Here is a 23099-nt window from a genome sequence, read left to right as displayed (position 1 = left end):
GGCGGCGAAGCCGGCCCGGCTCTCCCTCAGCCCGACGTGAGGGAGAGCGTGACGGTGCGGTTGCGGGCGGGGTCGGGGTGGACGGTGTCCGACTGGTCGGCGGTGGCGAGGCGGAACGCGGTGAGCGGCAGGCCGCTGCCCCGCGCCAGGTGTTCGGCCGCCACCTCCGCGCGGGCCAGTGCGACGGGGGAGCCGCCGCCGCTCGGACCCCCGGGTACGGCGACGGCGTGCCCCACCACGGTCACCGAGACCGGCAGGCCGGTCAGGCGGCGGCCGAGTTCGGCCAGCAGCCCGGGGGCCTGCCCGGTCAGTTCCGTGCCGGAGCTGAAAAGCCCCTCGTCGAAGACCACCCGCACTTCGTCCGCGCGCCGCTCCACGTGCACGCCGGGCAGGGCGACCTGCGCGGCGATCCGGTCGAGCCGCCGGGACCGTTCGTCCGCCGCGGCCCGTTGCCCGGCGTCGAGCGCGGCGAGCTGCCGCTGGAGCGCGTCGGCGCGCTGCACGGCGGCGGCCAGTGCCGAGTCGCCCCCGCCCGAAGCCTCACCCGAGACCCCGCTCGAAGCCCCACTCGAAGCCCCTGCCGGGCCGCCTCCCGCGGCCGAGGCCCACAGGATGCCGCCGGTCACCGCCGCCACCGCGATCAGGGCCGCGGCCGTGGCCGTGCGTCCGGGGGTGACCAGGGGCCGGGCGCGCCCGCCGGAGCGGATCCGGGCGATCGCGGCCCGGCCCGTCTCCGCGCCCTCGTGCCCGGGTTCGAGCAGCTGGACCCTCGCCCAGCACGCGTCGGCCTTGACCAGTTCGCCCGCCTGCGCGTGCACGCGGGCCCGCAGGTCGAGCACGGGCACCGCCGGCTCCAGTTCGTCCAGCAGCCGCGCCGCCCCGGCGAGATCGCCGTCGCGGGCCGCGTCCTGCGCCCGGCTCAGGATCAGCTGATCGGCCAGCGCGACCCGCAGCGGCTCGCTCATCCCCGGACCACCCCGATGACCTTCTGCTGCTCTTCCTGCGGGAGCAGACGGATCAGCCGCTGGTTCACCGCCTCCAGCGCGGGCACGTTGTTCGCGGCGATGGCCGTCCTGCCTTCGGCGACGAGCGCGGTGACCTGGCCGGAGGCGGGCAGCAACTCCTGGAGGGTGTAGAAGAGCCGCACCGGCCAGTCGGGGCTGCGCCGTTCCAGCCCGATCACGAACTGGCCGATGCGCTCCAGTTCCGCGCGCACCCTGGCGGTGTCCTTCGAGCTCACCGCCTCGTCGGCCCGGCGGCGCAGGTCCTCGGCCTCCTCCAGGTGGCCGGGCAGACCCGACTGGCGGGCCAGCGCGATCGCGTCGTTGACGGCGTCGCCCAGCTGGTCGGCGAGCACGGGGAGCTCCACGGCCTCCTCGATGTCGTCCAGTTCGGCCTGCAGATCCCGCAGACGCTCCTCGGCGGCGGCCGCCGCGCCCGCGTCCACGCTCGCGGCGCCCACCTGGTCGCGGGCGGTGGTGACGGCGCTTTCGCCGTCGAGGCGCTCCAGCCGCCGCCGCGCGTCCTCCGCCTCCGCGCCGCGCGCCATGGCGCGCAGACCCTCCAGCCGGGTTTCCACTTCGGACAGACGCTCGCGCAGCACACCCACCTCGGCGGTGCGCACGTTGTCCAGATCGATCTCCGCCTCGAACTGGGCCTGGACGAGCGGGACGTCGGCGACCACGGTGACCAGGCTGGAGGTGTCCACCTCGAAGGTCACCTCCACCTCGCTGCCCGCGGGGAGGTCGATGCGGACGTCCCTCGGCCGGATCTCCAGCATCCCGACCTCGCGGTTGCGGTCGCCGCGGCTGCGCTCGCCCTGCACCACCGGGATGCGGATGACGGATTCGTCGTCGGACCGGTTCAGGGCGCGGGAGGTGCGGAACACTTCGCGCACCCTGGCGGGGAGGGTGGCGCCCTTGCGCAGCATCGGGGCGAACGCGCGGTCGTCGAGCTGGATGCCCAGCGAGTGGGCGAGCCGGACGCCGCCGAACTCGACCTCGCGGTGGGTGATCGACAGCGTGTCCGGCCTCAGCTCGCGGCGGGTTCCGGTGGCGTCGGTGAGTTCGATGGTGAAGCGGGAGGTGCGGCCGGGATCGAGGTCGACCTCGGTGAGGAAGGCGCCGGTGGCGCTCAGCGGGATACGGGCGGAGCGGAACGGCGGCCTGCCGCCGGGATTGCTCAGCACCACCGAGTAACCGGTCCAGTCCACTGTGGACGAACTGCTCAGCCGTCCGCCCACGGTCGGCGTGGTGGTGGTGACGCTGGGTTCGTAGATCAGCTCGGCGGTGAACTCGCCGGGCGCGGACGCCGCCCTCCGCGGGGCGGGACGCCGGACGGTGCCGGCGAAGATCGCCGCGCCGCGGGCGACCACGGTGGTGGGATCCAGGCTGGTGTCCAGTTCGATGCCCAGGCCGTCGGCCGGGTCGGCGAGCCGTTCGCGCAGGCCGGGGGAGAGCGTCACACCGCCGACGAGCAGCAGCCGGTCGATGTCCTCCGGCCGCAGCGCCGCGTCGGCCAGCGCGTTGCGGCACAGGTTGATCGCGCGGACGTAGAACGGTTCGGCGATGCGGTCGAGCTCGTCGCGGCGCAGCAGGTACTCGAACGGCTCGGTGCCGCCGCCGGGACCGGTCAGGTCCACCATGATCTCGATCTCGTCGCGGCGCGACAGCTGGATCTTCGCCTCCTCCGCGGCGTGCTTGAGCTTGGCGAAGTTCGCGCGCTGGGCCGGGTTGTCGCGGCGGAACTCGGCGATGCCCAGCTCCCGCGCCACGGCCGGGGCCAGCACGCGCTCGATCAGGGCCCAGTCGATCAGCTTGCCGCCGAGGTAGGAATCGCCCGCGTGGTTGAGCACGCGCAGGTCCCCGTCGCGCTTGCTGACCACGGCGGCGTCGAAGGTGCCGCCGCCGAAGTCGAACACCATCCAGTACGCGCGCTCGGTGGCGTCGGAGAAGCCGTAGGCGAACGCCGCCGCGGTGGGCTCCTGGACCAGCGGGCAGGCCGGGTGGAACCCGGCCAGCGCGGCCGCCTCGGCGGTGTCCTTGTTCTGGTTCAGGGTGAACGCCGCCGGGACCGTGATCACCGCGACCTCGGGGGCGGTCCCGGTGTGGTGCCGGACGTCGTTGCGCAGCGACTTGAGCACCTCCGCCGACAACTGCCGCGGCGTCAGTTCCACCCCGGCCCTGGCGAACGTGCGTTTCGCGTCCGCGAGGCCCATTTCCAGCTTGAACTCGGCCGCGGCGTTCGCCGGGTCGCTCTCCACCCGCTCGCGGGCGCGGCGGCCCACGTGGATCACGCCCGGTTTCGGCAGCCACACCGCCGAAGGCGTGGTGTCCCAGCCGTCGTTGTTCTTGATGACCGTCGGCGTGCCGTCCTCGACCAGGACCACGGCGCTGTTCGTCGTCCCCAGGTCGATACCGACGTCGATGGTGCCGGACTCGTCCATGTCGCTCCTCACTGATCGGTGGGCCCGGGGCCGGGCGCGGGGCTGCCCACGATCACCTGGCCCATCTGGATGCGGCGGTCGTGGAAGTACACCGAAGGGCGTACCGTTTCCAGCACGGTTTCGGTGGTCAGGCCGGGTTCTTCCTGGAAGAGAAGTGCCTCGAGGGAACGGCCGGGGTGGAAGGTGTCGCCGTCGTGGTCCTGCACCACGAGCCCGGCCTCGGCGAGGGCGTCGCGGACCGTGCGGAGGTACCGGCCGGCCTGCCGTTCCCGGCTGGAGGTCCGTTCGCCGTCACCGGCGAGCCGCCGCTGCGCGCGCCACAGGTTGGTCGCCGCCTCGGCCAGCGCCTTCTCGTCCACCGGCCCTTCCTCCACACTGTCCACTTCGGATGATTCGGGGCCGGGCGCGGCGGGGGTGCGCGCGAGCAGTTGCTCCAGTGCGAGGCGCTGCCCGGTCCCGAGCACCGGGGGGTCGATCCGGAACGCCGGGTGGTGGCGGCGCTGGCGCAGTTCCGCCCGCACCGCCGCACCCAGCCGGTTCGGCCGGTTCACATGACCACCCCCCGCCGCCACCGCAGCAGCCGGGCCAGATGCAGTTCGCGCAGACGCGGGGAGAGGTTGACGGCTTCCTCCATCAGGTCGGCGGCGCGCTCCAGTTCACCGGGGACCAGGGCGAGCGCGAGCGCCTCGTCGGCGAGGCGCTGCGCGCGAACGCTCGGCGGTGCGGACGCCGGAGAAGTGGTTTCCGGCGGCGGTTCCTTCGCCAGACGGCGCTGCCGGTCCGCCAGCGCCTCCTTGAGCACGCCCGCCGTGGCGGGCCGGTCGGCCGGGTCGACCGCCAGCGTGGCCACCACGATGCGGTCCAGTTCCGGATCGACGGTTTCGTTGTACCGGCTGGGCGGCAGCAGTGGCTTGGCGAAGCGCGCGGGCGAGTACGAGGAGAACGCGCCCCCGCCGTACGGGAAGTGGTTGGTGAGCAACAAGTACGCGATGGTACCGAGCGACCACACGTCGCCCGCGCACGAGTAGCCCTGGTTGCGCAGCACTTCCGGGGCCATGAACGCGAACGTGCCCTGTGCGCTGGCCAGGTGCGTGACCGGGTCCGCCCGCCTGGCCAGGCCGAAGTCGCTGACCCGGATCCGCATGCCGCCCGCGTCGTAGCCGACGAGGATGTTGGCCAGGGTGACGTCGCGGTGCACGATGGGCGGATCCTGCGCGTGCGCGACGGCGAGCCCGCTCGCGATCTGCGTCATCACCTCGGCCACCAGCTCGGTCGGTACCGAGGGCCGGTGCGCGGCGGCGAGGCGTTCCAGGCTGCCGCCGGGGACGTACTCCATGGTGAAGTACCCGCGCAGGCCCTCGGGAGTGGGCACCGTGCTGGCTTCGAACAGCCGGACGATGTTGGGATGGCCCAAAGTGGACAGCAGACGGGCCTCGCCGAGCATGGATCGCGTCTCCTCGCGCGAGGCGACCCTCTTGAACACCTTCATCGCCTGCCAGCCGAGGTATTCGTGGCGAACGCGGTGCACCTCGGCGAAGGCACCTTCGCCGAGCAGGCGGTCGACGACGAGGGTTTCGCCCACCCGGTCACCGCTGTTGAGCAGGGTCATCGCGGTTGCCTCCCGCCGATGTCCACGACGAGGACCGAGACGTCGTCCAGGGCCGCGTCACCGGCGGCGAGCAGGCGACGGCACAGTCCGGGAAGTTCCCCGGCTCCGGAGAGCAGGGCGGCCAGCCCGGCGTCGTCGACGACGCCGGTGAGCCCGTCGGTGCACAGCAGGAGGCGGTCGCCGTCGAGCAGTTCGTGCACCGAAACGCCGGGTTCGACCGGACCGGGCATGCCGACGAACCGGGTCAGCTGCCCGTGCTCGCGGTGATCCTCGGTCAGCCGGTGCAGCCTGCCGCCGCGGGAAAGGTAGATGCGGCTGTCGCCGAGGTGCACGGCCAGTGCGAGCCGGTCCCGCACCAGCAGCGAGGCCATCGCCGCGCCGGTCGTGCCCGGCCCCCGGCGCGCGGTCGCCCGCACCTGCTCGTTCAACGCGGTGACCGCCGCGGCCACGGCCTCCTCGAGGCCGGGATCCGCCAGCGCGCGCACGCTTTCGGCCAGGCGGCGCGGAAAGACCTCCGCGATCAGCCGCGCGGTGGCCGCCGCGTCCGCCAGCCCGCCCATGCCGTCGGCCACCAGGAAGGCGCCGTGGTCCGGATCGGCGGCGGTGCGGTCCTGGTTCTCCCCGTGCAGCCGCCCCGCCCGGCTTTCGCTCGCGTAGGAGATCGTGGCGGAGTTCATCGCCGGTCACCGGGGCAGAGGTTGAGGCGATAGCCGATACCGGTGACGGTTTCCAGGATCTTCGGGTTCGACGGATCGGATTCGACGCACCGCCGCACCGCGCGGACGATCCCGGCGATGTCGGTGCGGTCGTAGGACCGGTGCGGGGCCCATTCCTCGGGTGGCCCCCACAGCGCGGAGATCAGCTCGGCATGTTCGCAGGCGACCGCCGCGCCGCCCCCGTTGCGGCCCGCCATGTAGCGCAGCAACTGGTGGCCCTGCGGGCGAAGCCCCGTGACGAGCGTTTCCGTGCCGTTCTCGCACCGGTACGCCTGCGCGGAAACCCAGTCGTAGCGCAGGCCGGGACCGGAGTGCCGCACCTCTTCGGGCGCACCGAACGGCGCCGGGCGCGTGGTGTGCGGGTCGAGGAAGGTCAGTTCCCAGTACAGCGGCTCGCCCTCGGAGGTCATGTCGCCGAGGATGAGCAGCACGTCGCCGTGCTGGATGCGGCGCCGCCCCTGAAGACGCTCCGTCCGGTCGCCGTGCCGCAGGAGGGTGCCGTTGACGCTGGCGTTGTCGGTGACCGACCACATGCCCTCGGCGTAGTCCAGGGTGCAGTGCAGCCGTCCCACCCAGCGCTGCGGATCCGGCCCCAGCGCCACGTCCGGCGCGTGGTCCGGGGCGGCACGGCCGATGGTGACCGGCCCGCCGTCGAGTTCGATCCCGCTGCGCTCACCCTCGGGCGAGGTGATGCGCAGCGCCACCGCGCGCAGCGTCACACCAGTCTCCTTCATTTGTTGAGGTAGCCGGTGGTCACGGGATGGTCGTCGGCCCAGCTCGCCACGCAACCGGTGAAGTAGCCGCCCTTGGGGGAGGGGCCGTTCCAGCGCTCCGGCCCGGGCGGGAGCGCGTAGTAGCGGAACGCGTCACCGTTGTAGCCCCACTGGGGCATCTGCAGGCGGCAGACCTCGTCGGCGGCGGCACGGACCGCGTCGTCCCCGGGATACGCGGTGCCCTCCGGGAAGAGCATCGGGTAGCCGAGCAACTGGCCCCAGTGCGACGCCGCGCAGGGCACGATCCGCACGTTGTGCACGTCGGCCTGGAAGTTCGCCTTGTCCTGCACACAGGTTCCCGCCGGGGGATTGGTCGCGACCTCGGGACCGTAGAGGTCCGCGTTCAGCACGATGTCCATGTCCTGGACCCGCGCGGGGTCGGTCAACTGCCGGTCCGGGAGGAAGCGGTCGTCGGCGAGATGCACGATGCAGGTCACGTAGTTCTGGAACCGGCTCTGACCGGTGTTCCACTCGGTGTGGTCCGGGTAGAGGGCCTCGGTCCGGTAGGTGTCGAAGCTCAGCCGCTGCTTCGCCTGGGAGAAGGCACAGTCGGTGGTGGCGCCGGCCTGCACCTGGTCGTCGCCCGGGTAGGGCGACGGGACGGCACCGAGCGAGACGTAGTCGAGCACCTCACCCCAGTGCGGTTGGTCGCACGGCACGATCCGCACCGGCGACGTGGCGGCGGAGTGGTAGATCTTGTCCACGACGCAACTGCCCACGGAGGCGTTGTCCGCCACCGTGGTGCCGAACAGGTACGCGTAGGACGGGCCCGCCGCGGTCGTGCTGGTGGTGGCACTGCTGGTGTCGGAGCCGCTGCCGGTGTCGCTCCCGCTCGATCCGTGGTCGGACGAAACCCAGCCGAGGAAGGCGCCGAAGGCCACGAAGACGAGCACCACCACGGCCGACCTCGCCCAGCGCCAGCGGTCCCGCCGGTTCACGCGGCCCAGCAACGCGTCGACCTCGGCCGTGCCCGGTGCGCCCCGCAGGTCCCGGCGCACGCGGCGCAGCATCTTGCGCGCCGTGGAGTGCCTGCCCTGGAGCTGCAGCAGATCCACCTGGGCAGTGAGGTTGGCCAGCCCGCTCTCCATGGCGTCGAGCACGGCGAAGTTTTCGCCGACCGTGCCCATCGTGGCCGGGTCCGTGACCAGGCGGCGGGCCTCGTGCAGCCAGTCCCGCGCTCGATCGGCGGCCTGCGGCCCTTCGCGGTCCAGCAACGCCATCGCGCAGTTGTTGAAGATCACGGCGACTTCGTCCTGCAGCCTGTCCAAGGGCCCGTTCGCCGTGGGCAGCAGCTCGTCCAGCCACCGCACGTCGGGCAGGACCTCCTCGCGGAGCACGGAAACGGCCTGGTCGAAGTCGCCGGCCATCAGGTGTTCCCGCGCCCGGGCCAGGGCGGTCCGCGCCGCCTCCAGCCGGGGCCGGGCCGCCTCCTCGAGCAGATCGCCGATCACCTCGTCGGGCGCGGGCCACGTCTCCGCCTCCAGCACGAGCCGCTCGGGCCGGTCGGCGAGGGCGGCGAGCTGGACCAACGGGGTGAGCAGGACGACCGGCACCTGCTCGCGCAACAGGTCGAGGACCGACTCGTCGAGCTGCCTGTCGTCCAGCGCGCGGATACGGGCCCGGACGTGCTCCCACAGCCCCGGGTGCTCCAGCAGTTCTTCCCAGCCGTCGCCCGCTTCGTCCCACTTCTCGTCGAGGTCGTCTTCGGACGCGTCACCGGAGAGTTCCGCGTCGAGCGCGGCGGCGTGGGCCCGCACGGTGCGGTCGTGCAGCTCGTGCAGTTCCTTCGGGCAGCCGCACGCCTCCGGGTCGCCCCAAAGCCAGAACAGTTCGTCGACCAGCCGGCGCCGGGGATCGCCGAGGATCAGGTCGAAGGCGCGTGCGACCTCGCCGGGAGTGACCGGCAGCCGGTGGCCGAGATCGACGTCCGCGCCGAGTTCCAGCGCGGTGTTCACCTTCTGCTGGCGCCGCCGCACCTCCCGGCGATCGGCGCCGGTGACCACACCCGTGATGCGGAAGGCGTTGCGGCGGTACAGTTGCGGGCTCGCGATCTCCTGCAACCACGCCCGTATCGGGTCGTTCACCACACCCCCAGACCGGTCACCGGCACCCATTTCCCGCCCCTGTCGACGTCAACTTACCTGGGTGACCAGTTTCCGGGAAGCGGCCCGAACCCGGCCATGGAAACCGGATGGACGGGAGTTGGAAGCGCTTTCCCGACCTTGCTCAGACCGCTCGGAACGCCCGCCGGTAGGCCGAGGGCGGGGTGCGCATCGCGCGCGCGAAATGCTGCCGGTAGCTCACGGTGCTGTCGAAGCCGACGCTCGCCGCGATCTCGTCGATCGACCGGGAGGTCTTCTCCAGCATCGGCAGGCTCGCGTGCACGCGCTGGCCGATCAGCCAGCGGATCGGACTGGTCCCGGTCACCTTGGTGAAGCGCCGCAGATAGGTGCGCGAGGACATGTTGGCCCGCCGCGCCAGGGTTTCCACCGTGATCGGTTCGGCGAGGTGCACCAGCGCCCAGGTCATGCTGCGGGTCACCGCCTCGTCGGCGGTGTCGGTCAGCACCGGGGTTTCGATGAACTGCGCCTGCCCGCCCTCCCGGTGCGGCGGGACGACCAGGCGCCGGGCGACCATGGTGGCGATCGTGGGCCCGTAGTCCCGGCGCACCAGGTGCAGGCACAGGTCGAGCCCGGCCGCGCTGCCGGCGCTGGTGAGCACGTCGTCACCGTCCACATAGAGCACATCGGCGTCGACCTCGACCCGCGGGAACCGGCGTGCGAGTTCGGCGGCGTACTGCCAGTGCGTGGTGGCCCGCCTGCCGTCGAGCAGGCCCGCCGCGGCGAGGGCGAAGGCGCCGGAACAGATCGACACCACTCGCGCGCCCCGGTCGTGCGCGCGCCGCAACGCGGCGACCAGCTCGGGCGAACAGTCGCGGTGCACGTCGCTCACCCCGGGCACGATGACGAGGTCGGCGGCGGAGAAGGTGTCGAGACCGTGGTGGGTGTGGATCGCGGCGCCGCCGAGGACCGGCACGCTGCCCGGCCGTTCCGCGCAGATCGTGAGCCGGTACCAGTCCACGTCCAGTTCGGGGCGGGGCAGGCCGAAGACCTCGGTGACTATGCCCAGTTCGAACGAGGACATGCCGTGGTAGAGCAGCACCGAAACGGTCTTCCCGGTCCCGGTGTCGAGGCGAACGGCGGCCATGGCGGAATCCTAGCGAACAGTGACGTTCACGCCACTGTCTCCCCGCGTGGCCGGTGGCGATGATGATGACCATGTCGAACGTTCTCGCCGTAGCCCCGGCCACTCCCGCCGCCGCGGTGGCCCACTTCGCCGCCCGCCTGTCCTTCGAATCCGACGTCGCCGACGTCCACGCCGACCTCATGGCCGGTACGCCCGGGCTGGTCGTGATCGACTCCCGCAGCGAACAGGGCTGGGCCCAGGGGCACCTTCCCGGGGCGGTTCACCTGCCGACCAGGGAAATCGCGGCGCGGGCCGCCGAGGTGGTGCCCGCCGGTTCGGCGGTGGTGACCTACTGCTGGGGGCCGGGCTGCAACGGTGCGACCCGTGCCGCGCTGGCCTTCGCGCGGCTCGGCTATCCCGTGAAGGAAATGATCGGCGGCTACGAGTACTGGGTCCGCGAAGGCTTTGCCGTGGCCAGTGCCGGGGGCGAACGCATCCTGCCTGCAGACCCGCTCACCGCCCCGGCTTCGGGCGTGTCCTGCGACTGCTGAACACGCGGCCCTGGTGGTCTTCTATAAGCGGCGGCGCCGCTTGTTGTGGGCCGCCAACCGGCACCGCCGCGGCTCAGGCGGTTCCTGGGGAGGACAGCGCCGACAGCGTCCAACACAGTGAATTGGCATTCATGAGGAGGCGATCCCGCAGCCAGGGACCGCCTGAGGTGCCGCCACCCGCACCGCCACGCAAACCACAAAACAGGATCTAGTCCTCGCAGACGAGTTCGCCCTGCCAGGCCTCGCGGCCTTCCCTGAGCGCGAACAGGGCGATGACGAACCCCGCGGCGGGGTCGAGCCAGGTCCAGCCCGCGAGCGCGTAGGCGATCAGTCCGGCGCAGGTGGACACCGAAAGCCAGGCGCAGAGCCGGGTTTCGGCGGCGTCGGCGACGACGAGCCGGGAGTTCATGGCCAGCCCCGCCCGGTGTTTCGCCCGTGCCAGCAGCGGCATGATCGCGATCGAGGCCCCGGTCAGCACGATGCCGGCGAGGCTGGTGTCCGGCCGGGTGCCCTCGACCAGGTCGACGATGCCCTGCACAGTCACGTAGGCGGCGAGGACGAAGAACGTGATCGCGATGAATCGCAGCGCCCGCCGTTCCTTGCGCTCGTCCACCCGGCCGCCGCGGATCTCCGAGCGCAGCCGGGTCAGCACCATCGTGGCCGAGGCGACCTCGATGCACGAGTCGAGCCCGAACCCGGTGAGCGAGACGGCACCGGCGACGAGGCCCGCGGTGATCGCCACCGCCGCTTCGGCGAGGTTGTAGCCGATGGTGAACCAGGCGAGGCGGACCGCGCGCCGCGCGGCGGGGTTGCGCAGATCCGGCAGGCCGCTCATGTTTCGGCCGCCTCGAACGGTTCCCGGCCGGCCAACGATAAAGACACCTGTGATGATAAAGGCGATGGCCGATGAGCGCGAAGGAATGCTAGCCTGCGTGCCGTGACCCCCGACGCGCGCTTCGCCCGCGGCCGCACCCGCTGCGGTTGCCAGGCCCCCGCGCGCCGGATCAAGGGCCGCCGCGTTCGCTATCACATCGGCTGCGAACCGGGGCAGGTACGAGGACGGCGATGGCGCGGCTGACCGCCGCGCACGCACGGTTCCCCTCTTCCTGAACCCGGCGGGCATCGCCTGCCGGGCCTTCCGCACCACCCCTTTCACGGGTGGTTTCCTCCTGCCCTGGAGCATGCCGATGAACACCGGATTCCGTCCTGCCCACGATCCCGCTGCCCTCCCCACACCCGACGGTTTCTTCGGGGAGTTCGGCGGCCGGTACGTACCCGAAGCGCTGGTCGCGGCGCTCGAAGAGCTCACCGAGGCCCGCCTGAAGGCCACAGTGGACCCCGGGTTCGCCGCCGAACTCACCACCCTGCTGCACGACTACGCCGGGCGCCCGACCCCGCTCACCGAGGTCACGCGCTTCGGCGCGCACGCCGGTGGGGCGCGGGTCTTCCTGAAACGGGAGGATCTCAACCACACCGGATCCCACAAGCTCAACAACGCGCTGGGCCAGGCGCTGCTGGCGCGCCGCATGGGCAAGCCCAGGGTCGTCGCGGAGACCGGTGCCGGTCAGCACGGCGTCGCCTCGGCCACCGCCGCCGCCCTGCTCGGCCTGTCCTGCACTGTCTACATGGGACAGTTGGACACCCGGCGGCAGGCGCTGAACGTGGCCCGCATGCGGCTGCTCGGCGCGGAGGTGGTGGCGGTCGGTTCCGGCACCGCGACGCTGAAGGACGCCATCAACGAGGCGTTCCGCGACTGGGTCACCACCGTGGAGGACACGCACTACCTGTTCGGCACGGCCGCCGGGCCGCACCCGTTCCCTGCGCTGGTGCGCGATTTCCAGCGGGTGATCGGTGTCGAAGCGCGAGAACAGCTCTTGGAGCGCACGGGAACGCTGCCCGATGCGGTCGTGGCCTGCGTGGGTGGCGGCTCGAACTCCATCGGCATCTTCCACCCGTTCCTCGGTGACCCCGGCGTGCGGCTCGTGGGCTGTGAACCCGCGGGGGAGGGCCTCGGCACCGGACGGCACGCGGCGGCGCTGGCCCGGGGACGGGCCGGGGTGCTGCACGGCGCCCGCTCCTACTTCGTGCAGGACGCGGACGGCCAGACGGCCGAAACCCATTCGATCTCCGCCGGCCTCGACTACCCGGGGGTCGGTCCGGAACACGCGCACCTGAGGGACACCGGCCGCGCCGAGTACCTGCCGGTGACCGACGACGAGGCGATGGAAGCGCTGCGGCTGCTGGCCAGGACCGAGGGGATCATCCCCGCCATCGAATCCGCGCACGCGCTGGCCGGGGCACTGGCCCTGGGCCGCGAGCTCGGCCCGTCGGCGATCCTGCTGGTGAACCTGTCCGGCCGCGGAGACAAGGACATGGACACCGCCGCCCGCTACTTCGGGATCGCGCGATGAGCGCGGCGAGGCTCGAAGGCGTGCTGGCGGCGGCCCGCCGGGAGGGAAGGGCGGCGCTGATCGGATACCTGCCCGCCGGCTTCCCCACCGTGGACGGCGCGGTCCGGGCGCTGACCACGCTGGCGGAAGGCGGCTGCGACATCCTCGAAGTGGGCCTGCCCTACACCGATCCCGTACTGGACGGGCCGGTCAATCAGGACGCGAACGCGGTCGCGCTCGCGAACGGCGTGCGGACCGCCGACGTGCTCGGCACCGTCGCCAGGCTCACCCGAGCCACCTCGGCGCCGGTGCTGGTGATGACCTACTGGAACCCGGTCTACCAGTACGGGCCCGAACGGTTCGCGACCGAGCTGGCGGCGGCGGGCGGATCGGGCTGTCTGCTGCTCGACCTGCCGGTCCAGCATGCTCCACAATGGACGGATGCGGCCGAGCGGCACGGATTGGCTTCGGTCTTCCTGGTGGCGCCGACTTCGACCGGTCCCCGGCTGGCCCGGGTGGCGGCGGCGAGCACGGGCTTCGTCTACGCCGCCTCGTCCCTGGGCGTGACCGGGATGCGCCAGTCGGTCGGGGAGCGGGCGGCCGGGTTGGTCGCCCGGATCCGCGAGGTCACCGGGCTTCCGGTCTGCGTCGGCCTCGGCGTGTCGGACGGCGCGCAGGCGGCCGAGATCGCCGCCTTCGCCGACGGAGTCATCGTCGGCTCGGCCTTCGTGCGGCGCCTGCTCGACGCGCCCGGGGAGGACACCGGGCTCGCCGGGATCGCGGCGCTCGCCAAGGAGCTGGCCGCCGGGGTCCGGAGGCGCCCCGAAAATTCTTCGCCGAAATTCGGAACTCGGGAGGGCGCTGCGGGCAAAGAAGGGTGAAAGCACCCGACACCAAGGAGGCCCGATGAAAGGTCCGGTATGGCGTTGATCCAGGCCAGGGCGGAACCGGAACCAGCCGCCGAGCTGGACGACGCGGGCATCGTCGAACGGTCCTGGACCGACGCCGAGGCGTTCGCGACCATCTTCGACCGGCATGCGGGCACCGTGCACCGGTTCCTGGCCCGCCGCGTCGGCGCCCAGCTCGCCGACGACCTGACCGGTCAGACCATGCTGGTCGCCTTCGACCAGCGGCGGCGGTTCGACCTGGGCCAGGGCACCGCGCTGCCCTGGCTCTACGGGATCGCCACCCGGCTGCTCAAGCGGCACCGCCGCACGGAGGCCCGCGGTCTCCGTGCGCTGGCCAGGACCGGTGCGGACGAGGCCGAGCAGGGACACGACGAGTTGGTCACCGCCAGGGTGAGCGCCGCGGCCCAGCCGCTCGGGACGGCACTGGCCCGGTTGAGAGGCCCGGAGCGGGATGTCCTGCTGCTCGTCGCCTGGGAAAACCTGTCCTACGACGAGGTGGCCCTGGCACTGGACATCCCGGTCGGCACCGTCCGTTCCCGCCTGCATCGCGCCCGCACCAAGATGCGGGCCGCCCTTCCCCAGGAGGATTTCGATGAATGACCTCGAACTGCTGACCCGCCTGCGCCCGCAGGTCGACGACCCCGATCCCGTCACGCTCGCCCGCCACCGGTTCACCCTGCTGACCAGGGCGAACGGCGGTCCGGCCCCCCGGCGCCGCCGCCTGCCGCGGCTGGCCATCGGCGGCGGTGCGCTGGTGGCGGGGGCCGCCGTGCTGGCACTGGTGCTCGGCCTGGTGCCCGGAGGCTCCGCCCCGCTGGCTTCGGCCGCCGTCCTGCTGAACAACGCGGCCGACGCGGCCGACGCCGGTACGCCCGGACAAGGGGAATGGACCTACACCAACACGCTTTCCCACCTCAGCGGGCAGTCCGAGGTCCGGACGGAGACCTGGATGAAGGTGGACGGCTCGGAGGGCCTGGTCCGCACCGACCGCGATGGCAAGCACGAGGAGCGCCGGGTGCTCGTCCCGGCGGCACTCGCGAAACAGGTGGGAGACAGGGGAGGGTCGCCCTTGGCGGTGCCGAGCTACGCCAACCTGCTCACCCTCCCGACGGATCCGGTGAAGCTGAAGGACGAGATCTACCGCGCGGTCCGCACCGAACTCGACGGCCTTTGGCCGAATGCCCGCAAGCTCTACACCGAAGACCAGTGGGCCTACCAGAAGATCACCGGACTGGTGATGGGCCCCACCCCGCCCGGGGTGCGGGCGAACCTCTACCGGGTGGCGGCCATGATTCCGGGGGTCGAGGTCGTCGACAACGCGACCGATGCGCTCGGGCGTTCGGGGGTCGGTGTCGCACACACGGAGAACAGCGCCGGGGACAAGGTCGTGCTGATCTTCGACAGGAACACCTACCAGGTTCTCGGCATGAAGCTCGACGGCCCCAGCCGTGGCATGAGCGAGGCCGAAGCCCTGCTCGCCTCCGGCTTGGTCGCCGCCAAGGGGCAGACCCCATAACCATCGGATCCCCGGCCGCCCCCGGTTGTCGACATGACGACCGGGGGCGGTCACCTTTTTCGCCGGGTAGGGCCCGGTACCCGTCCGATCGGACAGGTGCGGCCCACGCGTGACCCGAACCCGAAGGACCGCGAGGTCGAAGTCGCCTACCTGTCCAATCGCGACATCGGGGGCACGCTCTACATCTCCGAGACCACGGTGAAGTTCCACGTCCGCAACATCCTGCGCAAACTGCAGCGTCCCAGACCACCGGCCGGATGCCCGCCAGCCGCAGATGGCCGGCGGCCTCGTCGGCCCAGCCCGCCTCGAGCAGCCCCGGATCGGTCACCAGGAACGGCCGCCGGGCCCCGACCCGCAGCGCGCAGTGGCCCAGCTCCGCCAGTGCGCCAGGCCCGAAGACGATCTCCGGCGCGTGGAACTTCGCCAGATCCGCGGGCGGCTGCTCGGTTCCTGGGCCGACCACCTGCGGCTCAGCTCGCCGGAACCCCCCTGCGGGACCGGCGGGTGCTGACCGGCGGCCCGCGCGCCATCCAGGAGTCGGAGCACGGCCACCTCCTCCCAACAGCGCTGTCAGACGCAGGCGGTACCCAACCCGTACCCAACCTAGCCCAAAAGTGGCGTGGCGCACCTACCCGAACGGACAGGTGCGCGGGGGCGCCCGCTGGGGCATCATGAGTGGTTCCCGCCCCCCTGTGTCAAGGACGACCCGGAGACGGACACCATGGCGACACTGAGCACGCTCCGGCAGCGGCGCACCGAACTCGAGCTCGAATGGTCACGCTGGCTGGCAGGCCGGCCGTCGGGAGCCGACCTGCGCAGCGAGGTCGTCGAGTCGTGGACGAGATCGCTGTCCACGGTCGACCCCGGCCGCGACAGCGCACCCGTCCTCGACGACGTGCGGCCGCGCTGGTCGTCCTCACCGCTGCGCCGTCCCGTGGCCGAACTGTCCGACGAGTTGCGCAGCATCGCCGACGACGCGGGCTTCATCGCCGCCGTCACCGACGAATCCGGCACCATCCTGTGGACCTGCGGCGGGCGGGTGATGCGGCGGCGAGCCGAGCGCGTCAACTTCGCCCCCGGCGGCCGCTGGGGCGAGGAGGCGATGGGCACCAACGCGCTGTCGCTCGCCCTGCGCACCGGCCGTCCCGCGAGCATCTTCTCCGCCGAGCACCTGGTGGAGGCCCTGCACGGCTGGTGCTGCTGGTCGGCCCCGATCCGGGACGCGAGCGGCCGGACGCTGGGCGTGCTCGACCTGTCCACCACCTGGGACCGCGCGCACCCGCTCGCGATGTCCACCGTGCGCACCCTGGTCACCACCATCGAGACCCGGCTGCACGCGACCATGCCCACTCCGGACGGGGTGTCGCTGACCTGCCTCGGGCGCGGGCACGCCACCCTCGACGGTGCCGCGCTGCGGTTGTCGCCGCGGCAGCTCGAACTGCTCGCCCTGTTCGCCCTGGAGCCCGGCGGGTTCTCGCTCGACCAGCTCCGGGAGGCGCTTTACGGCGACAGCCGCGTCAGCTCCAACACGCTGCGCGCCGAGGTCTCCCACCTGCGGCGCGTGCTCGGCGGCGCACTGGCCAACCGCCGCTACGCGCTGACCAGGCCCATTTCCTGTGACGCCGTGGAGGTGCTGACCGCGCTCAAGGCCGGGGACGCGGCCACCGCGGTGGAGCGCTACACCGGCCCGCTGCTGCCCGACTCGGAGGCCCCGGGCGTCACCGCCTGGCGCGAACAGCTCGAGGTCGCGGTGCGGGAGGCGGTACTCGCCTCGCCCGATCCCGCGCTGGCCCTGCGTTACGGCGAACGGCACCCGTACGACCTCCAGATCCACGAGCACGCGCACGCCGCCCTGCCCGCGGGAGACCCCCGGCGCGCCCTCGCCGCGGCGCGCCTGCGGCTGGCCTTGCGCGATTAGGACCGCAACCCGAACCACTGCGATTAAAGCGTCCTACGGGTTCCGAGCGGCGACAGCCGCTTGTGCCAACGTTTCGCCAACGCTTGCCGGGCACGGTGCTCCCAGTCACACCGATGTGAAGGAGGGCTCCCATGGCCTATGCGCAACCCGGCGCCGAAGGCAGCATCGTGGACTTCGCGCCACGCTACGAAAACTTCATCGGCGGGAAGTGGGTGCCACCGGTCGAGGGCCGCTATTTCGACAACCCGTCGCCCGTGGACGGCAAGGTGTTCACCCAGGTCGCCCGCTCGTCCGCGGCCGACATCGAACTCGCACTGGACGCCGCGCACGCCGCCGCCGAGCGCTGGGGCCGCACCTCCGCGGCCGAGCGCGCCGGCATCCTCAACAAGATCGCCGACCGCATCGAGGAGAACCTCGAAGCCCTCGCGGTGGCCGAGACCTGGGAGAACGGCAAGCCGGTCCGCGAAACCCTGGCCGCCGACCTGCCGCTCGCAGTCGACCACTTCCGCTACTTCGCCGGTGCGGTCCGCGCCCAGGAGGGCGGCATCTCCGAGATCGACGAGGACACCATCGCCTACCACTTCCACGAACCGCTGGGCGTCGTCGGCCAGATCATCCCGTGGAACTTCCCGATCCTGATGGCGACCTGGAAACTCGCACCGGCGCTGGCCGCGGGCAACTGCGTGGTGCTCAAGCCCGCCGAGCAGACCCCGGTGTCGATCCTCAAGGTGGTGGAGCTGATCGCCGACCTGCTCCCGCCGGGCGTGCTCAACGTGGTCAACGGGTTCGGGGTGGAGGCTGGCAAGCCGCTCGCGTCCAGCCCGCGGGTGGCGAAGGTGGCCTTCACCGGTGAGACCACCACCGGCAGGCTGATCATGCAGTACGCCAGCGAGAACATCATCCCGGTCACGCTGGAGCTGGGCGGGAAGAGCCCGAACATCTTCCTCGCCGACGTCATGGCCGCCGACGACGACTACCTCGACAAGGCCGTCGAAGGTTTCGTGATGTTCGCGCTGAACCAGGGCGAGGTGTGCACCTGTCCGTCGCGGGCGCTGATCGCCTCGTCGATCTACGATGAGTTCATCGAGCGGTGCATCGCGCGCACCGAGGCGATCGTCTCCGGCGATCCGCTGGACCCGGCCACCATGGTCGGTGCGCAGGCCAGCAACGACCAGTTCGAGAAGATCCTGTCCTATCTGGACATCGGCAGGCGGGAGGGTGCGGAGGTGCTCACCGGGGGCGGGCCGCGCACCGTGCCGGGACGCGAAGGCGGCTACTACATCCAGCCGACCATCTTCAAGGGCACCAACGGTATGCGCGTCTTCCAGGAGGAGATCTTCGGGCCGGTCGTGTCGGTGACCACGTTCGACTCGCCGGACGAGGCGCTCAAGATCGCCAACGACACGCTCTACGGCCTCGGTGCCGGTGTGTGGAGCCGTGACGGCAACACCGCCTACCGCTTCGGCCGGGAGATCAAGGCCGGTCGCGTGTGGACGAACTGCTACCACGCCTACCCGGCGCACGCCGCGTTCGGCGGCTACAAGAAGTCCGGGATCGGCCGGGAGACGCACAAGATGATGCTGGAGCACTACCAGCAGACGAAGAACCTGCTGGTGAGCTACTCGCCGAAGAAGCTCGGGTTCTTCTGATGGACCACGGGCACGGGGTGGGCCGCGTCGAACGGGTGCGGCTCACCCCCGCCGCCGGGCAGGTGCTGGACCGGCTGGTGGCCCGGCACGGGCCGGTGATGTTCCACCAGTCGGGCGGGTGCTGCGACGGCAGTGCGCCCATGTGCTACCCGCGCGGCGATTTCCGGGTCGGCGGCAGCGACGTGCTGCTCGGTGAGGTCCAGGGCGCGCCGTTCTGGATGAGCGCCGACCAGTACGAGTACTGGAAGCACACCCACCTGACCGTCGACGTGGTGCCGGGGCGGGGGAGCGGGTTCTCCCTGGAGGCGCCGGAGGGCGTGCGCTTTCTCATAAGGTCGAGACTGTTCACCGACGAAGAAGCGGACCGCATCGCCGCCGAACCGCCCCTGCCCACCGGAGGGTGACATGCTGACCAGGCCGGAGCGGACCCGGATCGCGGGAATGGCCGCGGTGATCGCGGGGCTCACCGTGACCGGATGGGGCATGCTGCTGTTCCTGGTGGTGCCGCGCCATCTTTCCCTGGGGTCGCAGACCTTCGGGGCCGGCATCGGCGTGACCGCCTACACCCTGGGCATGCGGCACGCGTTCGACGCGGACCACATCGCGGCGATCGACAACGCCACCCGCCGGCTGATGTCGGCGGGGCGGCGGCCGCTGTCGGTGGGGTTCTGGTTCGCGCTGGGGCATTCCTCGGTGGTGTTCGCGCTGTGCGTGCTGCTGGGCCTCGGTGTGCGGGCCGTGGCCACGGACGAGCACCTGCACCGCGTGGCCGGGGCGTTCGGGGCGGCGATCTCCGGTGGTTTCCTGTATCTGATCGCCGGGCTGAACGCGGTGATCCTCGTCGGCATCGTGAAGGTGTTCCGGCGGCTGCGCCGCGGCGACTACGACGAAGCGGAACTGGAGCGGCAACTGGACAACCGCGGGCTGGCGAACCGGGTGTTCGGCCGGGTCACCGGGGGCATCACCAGGCCGTGGCAGCTGTACCCGGTGGGCCTGCTGTTCGGGCTGGGGTTCGACACCGCGACCGAGGTGGCGCTGCTGGTGGTGGCGGGAACCAGCGGGGCGGCGGGCCTGCCGTGGTACGCCGTGGTGTGCCTGCCGGTGCTGTTCGCCGCGGGCATGACGCTGTTCGACACGATCGACGGTTCGTTCATGAACTTCGCCTATGGCTGGGCGCTGTCCCAGCCGGTGCGCAAGATCTACTACAACCTGGTGCTCACCGCGCTGTCGGTGACCGCCGCGCTCGCGATCGGCACCGTCCAGCTGGCCGGGCTGGTGTCCGAAGTGGACATCGACCTGAACCGGCTGGGCTACTGGCTGGTGGGGCTGTTCGTGCTCGCCTGGCTGGTCGCGCTCCTCGTGTGGCGGGTGGGGCGGCTGGACGACCGGTGGCGCCCCGCGGTGGACGAGACCTCTCCCGACTAGGGATGGTGTGTTCACCCGTGCCCGGTTTCGTCCCGCATCGCGCCGATGAGCACGGGGAGGGCGGCGAGGAGTGCGAGCCCGCGCACGCCGCTGGCGAGGAGGGAGGGCGCACGGGTCCCGAGTCCGTGCGCCACCAGGCCACCGGCGACGGTGCCGAGGGGAATCAGGCCCCAGCCGAGCATCCGGTAGACGCTGGTGACCCGGCCGAGCAGCGGCCGCGGCACGATCCGCTGCCGGAGGCCGACGGTCACCACGTTCCACACCGTGGTGGCGAAGCCGTTGATCGCCAGGGATGCCCCCAGCGCACCGGGGTGCGGGCTGAGCCCGATCGCGGCGAAAGCGACGACGTTCGTGGCGAGCGCGGTCACCAGCGCGGGAAGCGGCCCGATCAATGCCACCACGCGGGTGGTGCACAGGCCGCCGAGGAGACTTCCGGCCGCCGACGCGGAAAGCAGCAGGCCGTAGCCCCGGGCGTCGAGGTGCAGGGTCCGGGTCGCCAGCAGGACGAGTACGACCGTGGCGAGCTGACCGGAGAAGGTGTTGACGCCGAGCAGGACGGCGAGCGTGCGCAGGAGGCGGTGGCGGAACAGCCAGCGCGCGCCCTCACCGATCGCTGACCTCATCGGCACGGCCGGGGGCCGGGTGCCTTGCCGGGGCAGGCCGGTGAGCAGCGCGGCGGAAAGGGCGAACGAGGCCGCGTCCAGCCAGAACGGCAGTGCGACGGACGCCGCGAAGAGCATGCCGCCGACCGGTGGTCCCGCGAACTGCCTGCCAAGGGTGCTCACCGTCTGCTGCTGGGCATTGGCATGGTGCAGCAGGGTTTTCGGCAGGAGGTCCGGCAGGATCGCCTGGGCCGCGTTGGTGAACACGACGTCACAGGCACCGAGGGCGAATGCGGTGACGGTGAGCACCGGCACGCGGATCGCGCCGAACGCCGCCAGCACGGCGAGCCCCGCGACGAGCAGGGCTTGGAGCAGTTGCGACCGCACCATCAGTGCGGCACGGTCGTGCCGGTCGACGAGCGACCCGGCCGGGAGGGAGAAGAGCATCCAGGGCAGGTAGGTCGCGGTGGAGATGAGGGAGACGAGCCGCGCGTCCCCGGTGACCGTGAGGGCGAGCAACGGCACTGCCGCGCCGAAGGCCCCGTCGCCCACGGTGTCGATGCCGGTGGCCCACCAGAGCCTCCAGTAGGCCGGGGACAGCCGGTGTCCCGCCTCGCGCCGCCTCATACGGGAATCGTCAGGCGACGCCGAAACCGGGGACACCGTTGAGCGCAGCGCTACATAATCCACGTGATGGCATTGACGGTCGAGCTCGGGGTGACGGAGTTGGCGGCGACGCGCTTCGCCGTCTCGTCGCTGTCCGAAACCGTGGCGTGCCTTCAACAACTGGCCGGACGCGACCGCCGGGTGACCAACCTCCCGTGGCTGCGCTGGTGCACGGCCGAACTCGCGCGGGAGCCGCTCGACCTTTCCTGGACCTGGCCGCTGCTGGTGAGCGACCGGCCGAACTGGCCCGAGTTCCTGGTCCCCGCCCCTCGCGGGACTGGGCCTTCTCTCGACGAGGATCTGGCCACCTTGCGCCGCACACCGCCGGAACAGCTGCGGACGAGCCTGCGGCGAGTCTTCGGGGACGAACTCCCGGCCCCGGTCGCGGCGCTCGAGAAGTACCCGGCGGCCGGACTGCGGGCGATCGCCCGCGAACTACGGATGGCGCACGACCGGTTGATCGCCCCGCACTGGTCGCGGATCGGGGCGGTGCTCGATGCCGATATCGCCTACCGCGCCCGTCAGTGGGCCGTCGGTGGGGCGGAAAAGCTGTTCCCCGGCCTGCATCCCGACCTGCGCTGGGCGGACGGCCGCCTGAGCCTTACGGGAGCTCGATGGCGGATCGAGCGGGCGGTGGACCGGGGACCGGGAGGTCTGGTCCTCATCCCGGTGGTGCTCGGCTCGCACCACGTTCTCATCAAGAAACGCACGTCCACCCAGACCACGATCCGCTATCCGGCTCGCGGCGCCGCCGCGTTGTGGACCGCGGGAACGACTCCACCCTCCGGCAGCGCCGTCCGGTTGCTCGGCCGCGCCCGGGCCGAACTGCTGGAAGCGCTTCGTTCCCCGGCGACGACCACGGCGCTGGCCCGCTCGTTCGGCGTCACGCCGAGCGCGGTGTCTCAGCATCTTCGCGTCCTGCGTGACAGTGGGCTGGCAGCGCGCGAGCGAGCCGGTCGTGAGGTGCTGTACGTGCTCACCCCACTCGGCGACGCCCTGCTCAGCGGCGGGGCCTAGGTGTAGTGCCTCGGGAGGTTGTGTACGTGGGACGAATTCGGAGGCAGTGACGCGGCCGGAGTCGGTGGTGTAAGGAGCTATAACTCGGGCCGGACGCGGGACCGGCTCACACGTTCTCCGATCCCCCGGCCTGCCAGCCGCGGAGGAGCGCGCTGAGCGCCTGCCTGGCGAGCCGTTGCGCCCGCTCGGTCCCGATGGTGTCGTGGCGGCCGAGTGAAGCTATGCCGTACAGCGTCCCCCACACGATCTCGCACGCGTCGGCGCTGTCGGCCAGTACGACGCCGTGCGCGTCCGACCAGGTGGCGAGCAGGTCCTGCAGGAGGTTGATGGTCGGCTGTGCGGCGAGTCGGCGCCCGTCCGCGTCGACCGTGGTGTCGTTCATGGCCTGGTAAAGGTGCGGGTGCTCGTCGGCGAACCGCACGTACTCGGACGCGACGCGCAGCATGCGCTGGTCGATGTCCGGTTCCTCGGCGGCCGCTCGCCCGACCTCGGTCGTAATCAGACGGTAGCCGTGTGCGACCAGTTCCAGGACGAGCGCGTCCTTGTTGGCGAAGTGCTGGTAGACGATCGGCGGAGCGTACTCCACGTCGGCCGCGATGCGGCGGATCGTCAGTGCGGCGGCGCCCTCGGTCTCGAGGACGTGCAGTGCGGCCTGGATGATCCGGTCGCGAGTGCTCGCCCGTTCGCGGGCGCGTCGTGTGCTGCTCGGCATGTCCATCACTCCGCTT

22 protein-coding genes and 2 pseudogenes are annotated in these 23099 nt (G+C 71.7%); 12 read left to right on the top strand and 12 right to left on the bottom strand.

All coding sequences use genetic code 11. The features are described from left to right. Positions 1 to 26: 26 nt before the first annotated feature. The 8 genes from ORV05_RS27265 to ORV05_RS27230 all read right to left on the bottom strand — a co-directional run bounded on the left by ORV05_RS27265 (position 27) and on the right by ORV05_RS27230 (position 9750). Entirely contained in the window at positions 27 to 965 is a 939-nt protein-coding gene (locus ORV05_RS27265) for a hypothetical protein (RefSeq protein ID WP_268754857.1), read from the bottom strand. Next, entirely contained in the window at positions 962 to 3445 is a 2484-nt protein-coding gene (locus tag ORV05_RS27260) for an Hsp70 family protein (RefSeq protein ID WP_268754856.1), read from the bottom strand. The genes ORV05_RS27265 and ORV05_RS27260 overlap by 4 nt, the downstream gene beginning before the upstream one ends. An 8-nt stretch (positions 3446 to 3453) precedes the next feature. After that, positions 3454 to 3996: a hypothetical protein gene (locus ORV05_RS27255; RefSeq protein WP_268754855.1), complete on the bottom strand. Its 543-nt coding sequence runs from the start codon at positions 3994 to 3996 to the stop codon at positions 3454 to 3456. Next, positions 3993 to 5054 (bottom strand): serine/threonine-protein kinase, encoded by a 1062-nt coding sequence (locus ORV05_RS27250; protein ID WP_268754854.1) that lies wholly within the window; start codon positions 5052 to 5054, stop codon positions 3993 to 3995. Before ORV05_RS27250 ends, ORV05_RS27255 begins: the two co-directional genes overlap by 4 nt. Further along, entirely contained in the window at positions 5051 to 5731 is a 681-nt protein-coding gene (locus ORV05_RS27245; protein WP_268754853.1) for a PP2C family protein-serine/threonine phosphatase, read from the bottom strand. The genes ORV05_RS27250 and ORV05_RS27245 overlap by 4 nt, the downstream gene beginning before the upstream one ends. Further along, positions 5728 to 6489 carry an FHA domain-containing protein gene (locus ORV05_RS27240; RefSeq protein ID WP_268754852.1) on the bottom strand — a complete coding sequence of 254 codons (762 nt, stop codon included), beginning with the start codon at positions 6487 to 6489 and terminating at the stop codon, positions 5728 to 5730. Before ORV05_RS27240 ends, ORV05_RS27245 begins: the two co-directional genes overlap by 4 nt. A gap of 11 nt (positions 6490 to 6500) precedes the next feature. Continuing rightward, positions 6501 to 8627 (bottom strand): septum formation family protein, encoded by a 2127-nt coding sequence (locus tag ORV05_RS27235; protein WP_268754851.1) that lies wholly within the window; start codon positions 8625 to 8627, stop codon positions 6501 to 6503. A gap of 142 nt (positions 8628 to 8769) precedes the next feature. Further along, a complete protein-coding gene (locus ORV05_RS27230; RefSeq protein ID WP_268754849.1) occupies positions 8770 to 9750 on the bottom strand; it encodes a helix-turn-helix domain-containing protein in 981 nt (326 codons plus the stop codon). A 71-nt stretch (positions 9751 to 9821) separates the two neighbouring features. Here ORV05_RS27230 and ORV05_RS27225 point away from each other — a divergent pair, with 71 nt between their 5' ends. Next, on the top strand, positions 9822 to 10280 hold the full coding sequence (locus ORV05_RS27225; protein WP_268754848.1) for a rhodanese-like domain-containing protein: 459 nt from the start codon (positions 9822 to 9824) through the stop codon (positions 10278 to 10280). A 208-nt stretch (positions 10281 to 10488) separates the two neighbouring features. Here the strand turns inward: ORV05_RS27225 and ORV05_RS27220 are convergent, their stop codons facing one another. Further along, positions 10489 to 11115, bottom strand: coding sequence for a cation transporter (locus ORV05_RS27220; protein ID WP_268754847.1), 627 nt, complete (start codon positions 11113 to 11115; stop codon positions 10489 to 10491). 102 nt (positions 11116 to 11217) lie between these two features. Here ORV05_RS27220 and trpM point away from each other — a divergent pair, with 102 nt between their 5' ends. The 6 genes and pseudogenes from trpM to ORV05_RS36535 all read left to right on the top strand — a co-directional run. Further along, the gene (gene trpM / locus ORV05_RS36540) at positions 11218 to 11358 is read left to right on the top strand and encodes a tryptophan biosynthesis modulator TrpM (RefSeq protein ID WP_186382353.1); all 141 of its coding nucleotides are present in this window, start codon (positions 11218 to 11220) and stop codon (positions 11356 to 11358) included. A gap of 103 nt (positions 11359 to 11461) precedes the next feature. After that, positions 11462 to 12691, top strand: coding sequence for a tryptophan synthase subunit beta (gene trpB, locus ORV05_RS27215; RefSeq protein ID WP_407652569.1), 1230 nt, complete (start codon positions 11462 to 11464; stop codon positions 12689 to 12691). Beyond that, complete coding sequence (gene trpA / locus ORV05_RS27210; RefSeq protein ID WP_268754845.1) at positions 12688 to 13551, top strand: tryptophan synthase subunit alpha; 864 nt, start codon at positions 12688 to 12690, stop codon at positions 13549 to 13551. Before trpB ends, trpA begins: the two co-directional genes overlap by 4 nt. Positions 13552 to 13590: 39 nt before the next feature. Then, on the top strand, positions 13591 to 14178 hold the full coding sequence (locus ORV05_RS27205) for an RNA polymerase sigma factor (protein WP_268754844.1): 588 nt from the start codon (positions 13591 to 13593) through the stop codon (positions 14176 to 14178). Then, positions 14171 to 15094 (top strand): CU044_5270 family protein, encoded by a 924-nt coding sequence (locus ORV05_RS27200; protein ID WP_268754843.1) that lies wholly within the window; start codon positions 14171 to 14173, stop codon positions 15092 to 15094. The genes ORV05_RS27205 and ORV05_RS27200 overlap by 8 nt, the downstream gene beginning before the upstream one ends. A 33-nt stretch (positions 15095 to 15127) precedes the next feature. Further along, a pseudogene (locus ORV05_RS36535) lies at positions 15128 to 15292 on the top strand (hypothetical protein); the annotation flags it as partial. Positions 15293 to 15389: 97 nt separating this feature from the next. Here the strand turns inward: ORV05_RS36535 and ORV05_RS27190 are convergent. Beyond that, positions 15390 to 15557 (bottom strand): annotated as a pseudogene (locus ORV05_RS27190) (iron-containing alcohol dehydrogenase); the annotation flags it as partial. Between the two features lie 258 nt (positions 15558 to 15815). Here ORV05_RS27190 and ORV05_RS27185 point away from each other — a divergent pair. The 4 genes from ORV05_RS27185 to nicT all read left to right on the top strand — a co-directional run bounded on the left by ORV05_RS27185 (position 15816) and on the right by nicT (position 20086). Then, positions 15816 to 17012: a winged helix-turn-helix domain-containing protein gene (locus ORV05_RS27185; RefSeq protein WP_268754842.1), complete on the top strand. Its 1197-nt coding sequence runs from the start codon at positions 15816 to 15818 to the stop codon at positions 17010 to 17012. 131 nt (positions 17013 to 17143) lie between these two features. Beyond that, complete coding sequence (gene adh / locus ORV05_RS27180; RefSeq protein WP_268754841.1) at positions 17144 to 18661, top strand: aldehyde dehydrogenase; 1518 nt, start codon at positions 17144 to 17146, stop codon at positions 18659 to 18661. Further along, positions 18661 to 19065: a DUF779 domain-containing protein gene (locus ORV05_RS27175; protein WP_268754840.1), complete on the top strand. Its 405-nt coding sequence runs from the start codon at positions 18661 to 18663 to the stop codon at positions 19063 to 19065. Before adh ends, ORV05_RS27175 begins: the two co-directional genes overlap by 1 nt. 1 nt (position 19066) lies before the next feature. Continuing rightward, the gene (gene nicT, locus ORV05_RS27170) at positions 19067 to 20086 is read left to right on the top strand and encodes a Nickel transporter NicT (protein WP_268754839.1); all 1020 of its coding nucleotides are present in this window, start codon (positions 19067 to 19069) and stop codon (positions 20084 to 20086) included. 11 nt (positions 20087 to 20097) lie between these two features. Here nicT and ORV05_RS27165 read toward each other — a convergent pair whose 3' ends face one another. Beyond that, positions 20098 to 21315: an MFS transporter gene (locus tag ORV05_RS27165; protein ID WP_268754838.1), complete on the bottom strand. Its 1218-nt coding sequence runs from the start codon at positions 21313 to 21315 to the stop codon at positions 20098 to 20100. 66 nt (positions 21316 to 21381) lie between these two features. On the opposite strand from ORV05_RS27165, the gene ORV05_RS27160 reads away from it, so the two are divergent. Beyond that, a complete protein-coding gene (locus tag ORV05_RS27160; protein WP_268754837.1) occupies positions 21382 to 22371 on the top strand; it encodes an ArsR/SmtB family transcription factor in 990 nt (329 codons plus the stop codon). 106 nt (positions 22372 to 22477) lie between these two features. On the opposite strand, the gene ORV05_RS27155 is transcribed toward ORV05_RS27160, so the two are convergent. Then, on the bottom strand, positions 22478 to 23083 hold the full coding sequence (locus tag ORV05_RS27155) for a TetR/AcrR family transcriptional regulator (protein ID WP_268754836.1): 606 nt from the start codon (positions 23081 to 23083) through the stop codon (positions 22478 to 22480). Between the last annotated feature and the right edge of the window lie 16 nt (positions 23084 to 23099).

Source organism: Amycolatopsis cynarae (assembly GCF_026802195.1).
In the GTDB taxonomy this organism is placed as follows: Bacteria; Actinomycetota; Actinomycetes; order Mycobacteriales; family Pseudonocardiaceae; genus Amycolatopsis_E; species Amycolatopsis_E rhizosphaerae.
Note: the sequence above shows the minus strand (reverse complement) of the source record. Positions and strands in the feature narration are given on the sequence as shown.

Coding starts and splice junctions, on each gene's coding strand:
- ORV05_RS27265 (WP_268754857.1), bottom strand. CDS start 965: ATGAGCGAGCCGCTGCGGGTCGCGCTGGCCGATCAGCTGATCCTGAGC.
- ORV05_RS27260 (WP_268754856.1), bottom strand. CDS start 3,445: ATGGACGAGTCCGGCACCATCGACGTCGGTATCGACCTGGGGACGACG.
- ORV05_RS27250 (WP_268754854.1), bottom strand. CDS start 5,054: ATGACCCTGCTCAACAGCGGTGACCGGGTGGGCGAAACCCTCGTCGTC.
- ORV05_RS27245 (WP_268754853.1), bottom strand. CDS start 5,731: ATGAACTCCGCCACGATCTCCTACGCGAGCGAAAGCCGGGCGGGGCGG.
- ORV05_RS27230 (WP_268754849.1), bottom strand. CDS start 9,750: ATGGCCGCCGTTCGCCTCGACACCGGGACCGGGAAGACCGTTTCGGTG.
- ORV05_RS27225 (WP_268754848.1), top strand. CDS start 9,822: ATGTCGAACGTTCTCGCCGTAGCCCCGGCCACTCCCGCCGCCGCGGTG.
- ORV05_RS27220 (WP_268754847.1), bottom strand. CDS start 11,115: ATGAGCGGCCTGCCGGATCTGCGCAACCCCGCCGCGCGGCGCGCGGTC.
- trpB (WP_407652569.1), top strand. CDS start 11,462: ATGCCGATGAACACCGGATTCCGTCCTGCCCACGATCCCGCTGCCCTC.
- trpA (WP_268754845.1), top strand. CDS start 12,688: ATGAGCGCGGCGAGGCTCGAAGGCGTGCTGGCGGCGGCCCGCCGGGAG.
- ORV05_RS27205 (WP_268754844.1), top strand. CDS start 13,591: ATGGCGTTGATCCAGGCCAGGGCGGAACCGGAACCAGCCGCCGAGCTG.
- ORV05_RS27200 (WP_268754843.1), top strand. CDS start 14,171: ATGAATGACCTCGAACTGCTGACCCGCCTGCGCCCGCAGGTCGACGAC.
- ORV05_RS27185 (WP_268754842.1), top strand. CDS start 15,816: ATGGCGACACTGAGCACGCTCCGGCAGCGGCGCACCGAACTCGAGCTC.
- adh (WP_268754841.1), top strand. CDS start 17,144: ATGGCCTATGCGCAACCCGGCGCCGAAGGCAGCATCGTGGACTTCGCG.
- ORV05_RS27175 (WP_268754840.1), top strand. CDS start 18,661: ATGGACCACGGGCACGGGGTGGGCCGCGTCGAACGGGTGCGGCTCACC.
- nicT (WP_268754839.1), top strand. CDS start 19,067: ATGCTGACCAGGCCGGAGCGGACCCGGATCGCGGGAATGGCCGCGGTG.
- ORV05_RS27165 (WP_268754838.1), bottom strand. CDS start 21,315: ATGAGGCGGCGCGAGGCGGGACACCGGCTGTCCCCGGCCTACTGGAGG.
- ORV05_RS27160 (WP_268754837.1), top strand. CDS start 21,382: ATGGCATTGACGGTCGAGCTCGGGGTGACGGAGTTGGCGGCGACGCGC.
- ORV05_RS27155 (WP_268754836.1), bottom strand. CDS start 23,083: ATGCCGAGCAGCACACGACGCGCCCGCGAACGGGCGAGCACTCGCGAC.